Genomic DNA, 6,888 nt, shown 5'->3' on the forward strand with positions numbered 1-6,888 from the left:
AACGCGCTTCCTCCCCGGCCTACTCGTTTGCTTCGCTCTCTCGTTGAGGCCGGGGCCTCCCCGCTACCGCGTGGTGAGAACGCGAGAAGCGACGCCATCCCGTCATAGCTCTACCTTGTGATCAGAGTCACGTAAACCGAGGAGGGCGAGCCACGTTATCGACTCGCCGCGATCATCTCGTCGATGGCGTCGTTCAGTCGCGCCCGATCGGGGCCGTCTCGAGCGTGTACTGCCGGATCGATGCGCTTCGGCGGGTGGGCGAACGCACGACCGACCGCGTCGCCGATCCGGACGGTTCCCTCTCCCGCGCGCTTGCGCTCGAGGAGGTCCCGGGCGCGGCCGATCCGCTCGTCGTCGAAGACCGTGGGGGCCTGCTCGTCCAGGAACGCCTCGAACTCGATCGCGGGCAGCTCGTGGTCGCCGCGCTCGCCGGTCTCCTTCAGGTACCGTGCGGCCATCGCGGCGCGGACGACGGTCAGGTTCCGCTTGACCGTCGGTTTCGTCCCCGTTTCGGCGAACCGCTCGTCGTCCGCGACGACGGTCGTCGTACCCTCATCGGTCTCGACGAGGTACTCCCCGTCGCGGCGCTCGAGGGTCGGAAACGTCTCGTCGTCGTTCCGAACCAGGTGCTCGGAGAGGTACTTCCGGTAGTTGTTCGTCGCGATCCCCCGCCAGGCGTGATAGCAGTCGATCGGGTTGTACGTCCGCTCGACGTAGTCCGCAAGCGGGTCGGGATCGTAGCGCGTTCGGTACCGGATCGGGCTCCTGAGAAGGTCGATCGCGCCGTCGTTCGAGTCGGCAAGCAAGGCGGCGAACTTGCGGACGTCCCAGCCCTGGTACTCGAACTCCTCGCGCTCCTCGAGGAGCACCTCGTCGACGCCGCCGAGGTGGGCGTACCGTCGGAGATCCGTCGGAGTGTAGACGAAGCCGATGTCGTAGTCGCTGTCGGGTCCCGCCGCGCCCCAGGCGTGGCTCCCGCGGGCGACCGCCAGGACGATCGCCACCTCTCGAACGCGTTCGATCTCGTCGAGCTGTGAATCGATCGTCTCGCGTACGTGTGCGGGGATCGATGCCATCGCTACCGTGTGTCGATCCCCCCGCTCTCGGCTCTCGAGGCCGTTCGAGACGCGCAGCTGTAGTGGAACTGAGAACGGTAGAACGCCCGGCTTCCCGTCATAGCTCTACCTTGTGACCAGAGGCACTTAAAGAACGAGCGGCACGGTCCCGTGGCCACGCGATCCGACCGCGACGAACGGTTTCGTCGGCTATCGGGACGCCGTGCGAGCGAATCTCGCTCTCGCTTCCGAAAGGTTGAATCGCCCGCTACCCTGAGTGTCGGCAATGAGTCACCAGCTCCCGGACGTCCAGGCGTCCTCGCCTGACGTCACCGTCGGCCTGAGCCAGGTCGGCGTCACCGGCGTCGAGAAACTCGTCAAGATCGCCCGCGAAGACAAACGTCCGATCGTCCTCACCGCCGAGTTCGAGGTCTTCGTCGACCTCCCGTCGTGGCGCAAGGGCGCCGACATGAGCCGCAACATGGAGGTCATCGACGAGATTCTCGAGGACGCGACTCGAGACGAGGCCTACCGTGTCGAGGAGGTTTGCGGAGAAGTTGCCGAGCGCCTGCTCGGGAAACACGACTACACCTCCCGCGCGGAGGTCACGATGGAGGCGGAGTTCATGCGCCGCGAGCAGACGCCCGCCAGCGATCGAGAGACCCAACACACCGTCGATATTATCGCGTCTGCGACCGCCACGGAGGAGGGCACCCGCGAGGAGATCGGGGCGACGGTCGTCGGCATGACCGTCTGTCCCTGCTCGCAGGGGATGTCCGCCGCGCGCGCGAAACAGACGCTCGAGGACCTGGGCGTCGAGGAGGAGACGATCACGGAGTTCCTGGAGGAAGTGCCACAGCCGGGCCACTCCCAGCGCGGACACGCGACGCTGACCGTCGAGTCCGACGGCGACCCGGACGTCGATCTCAACGACGTCATCGACATCGCGCGGGACTCGATGAGCGCCCGGATCTACAACCTGGCGAAACGCCCCGACGAGGACCACATGACCTACGCGGCCCACGCCGACGCGAAGTTCGTCGAGGACTGCGTGCGCTCGATGGCCGAGGGCGTCGTCGACGAGTTCGACCAGCTGCCGGACGACGCCGTGGTGACGATGAAACAGTCCAACGACGAGTCGATCCACCAGCACAACGCCCACGCCGAGCGGGTCGTCGAGATGGACCAGCTCCGATCGGAAGTCGACGACTAAAAGACGAGCGGCTCCGCCTCCTCCCAGCGCGGCGCGAACTCCGCGTGGACGTTCGCGGCGAACTCCGGATCCTTCAGGTCGATCATCCCGAAGGCGTCGCCCGACGACAGCGGGTTCGGCACCTGAATACAGATCTCGACGCCGTCGATGATGTTGAACGAGCCCGTCACGTCGTCGTTCGTCCGGACGTGGAAGTCGTCGCGGCTCTGTAACGCCGATCGGTAGCGCTTGCCGACGTTCGCCGAGAGCGACTCGACCATCTTCCGGGTCATCAGGATGTCGACCGACACCCCTCGGTCCAGGGCGTCCTCGAGCTGGGCGAGGACGTCCTCGCTGACGGCCTGCATGTCCCGTTCGGGCACCGGATCCGCGGCGACCATCACGATGTGGTCGTCGGCGGCCGCCAGCCGTTCGAGCAGGAGATCGATCGTCTCCTCGGGGCCGACGGCGGCGGTCCAGAACTGCTCCTCGACGGGGTCGGCCGCGTCGAGTTCGTCGGCCAGGTCGTCGACGATCGACTCGTACTGGTCGGCCTTCTCGTCGAGTTCGCGTTTCTTGTCCTCGAGGAGGCGATCCAGCGCTGTCGAGGGCTCGACCGCGACGTACTTCTTCGGCCGGCTCGCGGTCTGGCTGCGGACGAGGTTGTACTGTTCGATGCTATTGAGTACGTCGTAGATCCGCCCCATCGGCACGTCGCTCGCGCGCGACAACTCCTTGGCCGTTGTGGGGCCCGTATTCAGCAGTGCTCGATACGCTCGAGCCTCGTACTCGGAGAGCCCGAGATCCCTGAGACTGGCCATACCCGTAGAACCTCACCCGAGAAACAAAAACGCTGTGGTGGTTTGACCCGACTTCGAACTCCGGGGGCTCACCCCGTGTGCTACTCGAGAATCTCCTGCACCCGCTCGCTCAACTGTTTCGGAGTTTCGGCGGCTGCCGAAACGCGCTCGCCGCGCTCGGCGCGTGCGGTTCCGGCCTCGAGGGCGCCGGCGCCGGCGACGACGACCTTCTCGTGGTCCGCGAGCCGCAGGGCGGCGCGGTGGAGGTCGGTACCGGGATCGTCGCCGACCCGGATCACCAGCGGCCCCTCGAGCAGCCGCGAGGCGACCGTCGCGTACCGAGCCATCTGAACCCCGAACCGGTCGCTGGCGCCGGCAAACGCCTCGAGGGTCTCCCGGGCGACCGTTCGGTACCGATCCTCGCCGGAAAGCACCGCAAGTTCGACTAACCCGTCAGCAAGGGCAACGTTCGCGTCCAGCGGTCGCAGCGGTCGATCGCACAGCCCGACCCCGTCGCCCTCGCTGTCGAGGAACGAGTCGCCGTCGCGGAGTCGGTCGATCGTCGCGTCGGCTACCGCCGTCGCGTCCTCGAGAACGTCGGCGTCGAGGGTGCTCGCGGCAGTCGCCAGCGCGGCGAGCACTCGAGCCTGGTTCGAGAGCAGGGGCGTCGCCCCGGTCCGTTCGCGGTCGTCGTCGGTCTCGAGTCGATGCCTGACGACGCCGTCCTCGAGCAGTTCGCTCCGAAGCGTCGAGAGCGCCCGCTCGGCGTACCGCCGCGCCCGTTCGTCGTCGGTGTAGGCGTAGTAGGTACACAGTCCCTCGACCGCTAACGCGTTCGGCCCGGCGAAGACCCGCTCGTCGACCGGCGGATCGTCCGCCGTCTCGCGCTCGGTGGGCTCGAGGCCGTGGCTCTCGGGGTCGCCGGGCGCCTGGCTGTTCGCGAACGCCTCGGCGTCGCCGTTCCACAGCGTCGTCGTCAGGTACTCGACGGTGCGTTCTGCGGGTTCGCGGTACGCGTCGTTTCCGGTGTGGAGGTAGGCGTTCGCGAACGCGCGCACGAGCGCGCCGTTGGAGTCGAGCAGCTTCTCGTGTTGGAGCCCCGCCCAGTCGCGTTCGGCTGCGAACCGGTAGAACCCGCCCTCGTACTCGTCCAACAGGTTCGCGCCGACGGCGTCGAACGAGCGCAGCGCCATCTCCCGGTCGCGCTTGAGCGCGAACTCGAGGGCGTCGGGCAACGGAAACTTCGGCTCGGTCCCCCAGCCGCCGGCGACCTCGTCGTAGGCTTCGGTGAGCTGGCCGAGCATCGCCGCCTCGACGTCGCTCGAGAGCTCGCCGGCCGGCGGCTCGTCCTCCCGGAGAGGTCGGGGAACGCGGCCGGCACCGCTGCCCTTCGTCTCCCACATCGTCCGGACGCTGTCGAGCACCTGGCGCATCCCGTCCGGCCCGAGGTAGCCGGCGCCGGTCAGGACGGTGCCGTCGGGAGCCAGAAAGACCGTCGACGGAAACCCGCCCATGTTGTACCGATCACGCACGCGCGGATGGCAGTCGACGTCGACTCGAACCGGGACGAACCCGTCGTTGACGTGGGCCGCGATGCGGGGTTCCGCGTAGGTCTCGGCGTCCATCTCGTGACAGTGATCGCACCACGTCGCGGTGAGCGCACACAGAACCGGGACGTCGGCGGCCTCGGCCTCGTCGAAGGCGTCCTGGCCCCACTCGCGCCACTCGACGCGCGTCGGATCGTTCATACCTGTCGTCCGGCCGTCGACAGGGTAAGCGCTTCGTTCGGAAGCGTCGGGAGGGAGTGTAAAGGGTTTTCACCCGTCGCCGGCTACGTTGGGACATGCTCCGGTGGATCCTCGCACTACTGCTGATCCCGTTTCTCGATGCGATACTCCTCGGGTTCGTCGCGACCGCCTACATCGGCTGGGTGCCGATGGTGTTGCTCGTCGTTCTGACCGGTCTCGTCGGCATGTTGCTCGTCCGGGCCGAGGGGCGGCGAACGATCCGGAAGATGCAGCGTTCGCTCGCCGAGGGCCGACCGCCGACCGACGAACTCCTCGACGGCGGCTTCCTGATCGCCTCCGGCGCCTTCCTGCTCACCCCGGGACTGGTCACGGACCTGATCGGATTCCTGCTGGTCGTTCCCCTGACCCGAATCCCGATCCGAACCGCCCTCAAACGCTACGTGATCGTTCCGTACGCGGACAAGAAGACCGGCGGCTTCGCGAGCGGAAACGTCTGGACGTTCGGCTTCCCCGAGAGCAGCGCCGACGGAGACGAGGCCCGGGCTCAGTGGTCCGACGGCGGGGATACCTACGACCTCGGCGAGGACGACTACAGCGTCGACAGCGAGGAGTCGTACACCGTCGAGTTCGGCGACGAGCGCACCGACTCGAGCGACGACGACGCCAACGACCCCTACGCCCGGTAGCGATTCTCACGGCTCTTCCAGAAAGAAACACTTAACCATCCCAGCGCACAACTGACTGATGCGGACGCGGGCCAATAGCTCAATTAGGTTGAGCGCCACTCTGATAAGGTGGAGGCTCTCGGTTCAAATCCGAGTTGGCCCACTCAGCTTCTGAACGGTTCTTAGACGCCCAGTAACGCCGGGTTTAGCGTTCGACAGTTCCGTTCACGGCGTTTGGGGAAATCGGTACCCCCTCGATTTCGCCGCTTAGTTGGTTCACTTCTGAACGCGGGTCGCCTCTGTCTCGGGATTCCGGTTAGCTCAAACGGTTTGGTGAATGATAAATAGTTGGGTGAGGGGAGGTCGCCCTTCTTAAATCAAGACGCGTTCGAGCCCCACTGGTTGGAGTCTCGGTGATCAATCACTCCGGAGATTATCTGGTGCGCATGGAAGGTGATTGTGCTGGCACCATCGACAGTGGTTTCCGGCTGCATACTCGTCGAACGAGAACTCGGCTATCCGATTCATCGCAGCCGTGACGTCTTCTTTGACAGTCTGGAGCTCTGAATCTCCGAATGAGCGGGTTTCGACGGCTGGGCCAATCTTCCCGACATAGGCATACCCCGCACAAGTTACTGGCTCGTCGTACAGTTCACGACACGCTAACAGGTAGATCGGGAGTTGCTTGTCCTCGTCGATGTTTCGATGGCGCTCGGTTGCTTTGTAGTCGATGACGAGCAGTTCGTCGTCTGGCATCCGGTAAACACCATCAATGAAGCCAACGAGCTTGTGCCCGTTGATGTCGAGTTCGAATTCTCGCTCAGCGTCGATGATCTCGTAGTCTGCGATGTCTAATTCGAAGTACCGGTCGATACACTGTTTCGCCGCTGGGAGCGCGTCGTTTGCACGCCGTTGGCCGGCGAGTCGCTCACAAATCTCGTACCACTCCTGAGGGCGCTGCGCATCTTGATTTGCAGCCTGTTCTGCGGTGTCGTGGAAGAGTACCCCGATTTCGCGCTGCGACACGCCGTCCTCGGCGTCACCCGTGAATTCCTGATAGTCGGGGAACGCGTTGACTACGTAATCAAGGTAGTGACTCCGCGGACACTCTTCGTAGGCTGCCAGAGACGTGTAACTGTGCGAGAGCGACGGCTCGGCCGTCGATGGGCCGGTCAACGCATCAATCTGGAGTGCCGACCGGTTGCCGTCGAACGAAAGTTGCCCGGTTAGTGATGCCGTTGCGAGGTCGAACACGCGTTCCCGCGCAGTCTCTACAGAGAGCGTTTCCGTGTCGTGTTCCACTCGTCCACCGATGTCTCCGACAGTGTTCTTGGCCAGCGTGTCGGTCCAATCCACTGCTTCATCCGGTAGACACTCCTGAACGTCAGTCCAGATCGGTAAGCGCTCACGTTCCGGTTGCCACGGGAT

At 65.1% G+C, this 6,888-nt stretch carries 6 protein-coding genes and 1 tRNA gene; 3 read left to right on the forward strand and 4 right to left on the reverse strand.

The window, feature by feature from the left end; translation table 11 throughout:
* Positions 1-155: 155 nt before the first annotated feature.
* Positions 156-1,076, reverse strand: coding sequence for a DNA polymerase beta superfamily protein (locus tag ACNA7R_RS18395; RefSeq protein ID WP_416284974.1), 921 nt, complete (start codon positions 1,074-1,076; stop codon positions 156-158).
* 265 nt (positions 1,077-1,341) lie between these two features.
* Between ACNA7R_RS18395 and mptA the strand changes: the two genes are divergently transcribed.
* The gene (gene mptA / locus ACNA7R_RS18400) at positions 1,342-2,268 is read left to right on the forward strand and encodes a GTP cyclohydrolase MptA (RefSeq protein ID WP_416284975.1); all 927 of its coding nucleotides are present in this window, start codon (positions 1,342-1,344) and stop codon (positions 2,266-2,268) included.
* On the opposite strand, the gene ACNA7R_RS18405 is transcribed toward mptA, so the two are convergent.
* Positions 2,265-3,068, reverse strand: a complete 804-nt coding sequence (locus tag ACNA7R_RS18405; protein ID WP_416284976.1) for a TrmB family transcriptional regulator — start codon at positions 3,066-3,068, stop codon at positions 2,265-2,267. The genes mptA and ACNA7R_RS18405 overlap by 4 nt on opposite strands.
* Positions 3,069-3,148: 80 nt before the next feature.
* A complete protein-coding gene (locus ACNA7R_RS18410) occupies positions 3,149-4,795 on the reverse strand; it encodes a DUF255 domain-containing protein (protein WP_416284977.1) in 1,647 nt (548 codons plus the stop codon).
* Between the two features lie 95 nt (positions 4,796-4,890).
* On the opposite strand from ACNA7R_RS18410, the gene ACNA7R_RS18415 reads away from it, so the two are divergent.
* On the forward strand, positions 4,891-5,481 hold the full coding sequence (locus tag ACNA7R_RS18415) for an FxsA family protein (RefSeq protein WP_416284978.1): 591 nt from the start codon (positions 4,891-4,893) through the stop codon (positions 5,479-5,481).
* 68 nt (positions 5,482-5,549) lie between these two features.
* Positions 5,550-5,623: transfer RNA gene (locus ACNA7R_RS18420), tRNA-Ile, on the forward strand.
* A 254-nt stretch (positions 5,624-5,877) separates the two neighbouring features.
* Here the strand turns inward: ACNA7R_RS18420 and ACNA7R_RS18425 are convergent.
* On the reverse strand, positions 5,878-6,888 hold a 1,011-nt coding region (locus ACNA7R_RS18425), incomplete at its 5' end, for a PD-(D/E)XK nuclease family protein (protein ID WP_416284979.1).

This window comes from Natronococcus sp., from assembly GCF_047921035.1.
Lineage (GTDB): Archaea > Halobacteriota > Halobacteria > Halobacteriales > Natrialbaceae > Natronococcus.

What these genes read in the sequence shown, in the direction of transcription:
- ACNA7R_RS18395 (WP_416284974.1), bottom strand. Translation starts at nt 1,076, where the DNA reads ATGGCATCGATCCCCGCACACGTACGCGAGACGATCGATTCACAGCTC.
- mptA (WP_416284975.1), top strand. Translation starts at nt 1,342, where the DNA reads ATGAGTCACCAGCTCCCGGACGTCCAGGCGTCCTCGCCTGACGTCACC.
- ACNA7R_RS18405 (WP_416284976.1), bottom strand. Translation starts at nt 3,068, where the DNA reads ATGGCCAGTCTCAGGGATCTCGGGCTCTCCGAGTACGAGGCTCGAGCG.
- ACNA7R_RS18410 (WP_416284977.1), bottom strand. Translation starts at nt 4,795, where the DNA reads ATGAACGATCCGACGCGCGTCGAGTGGCGCGAGTGGGGCCAGGACGCC.
- ACNA7R_RS18415 (WP_416284978.1), top strand. Translation starts at nt 4,891, where the DNA reads ATGCTCCGGTGGATCCTCGCACTACTGCTGATCCCGTTTCTCGATGCG.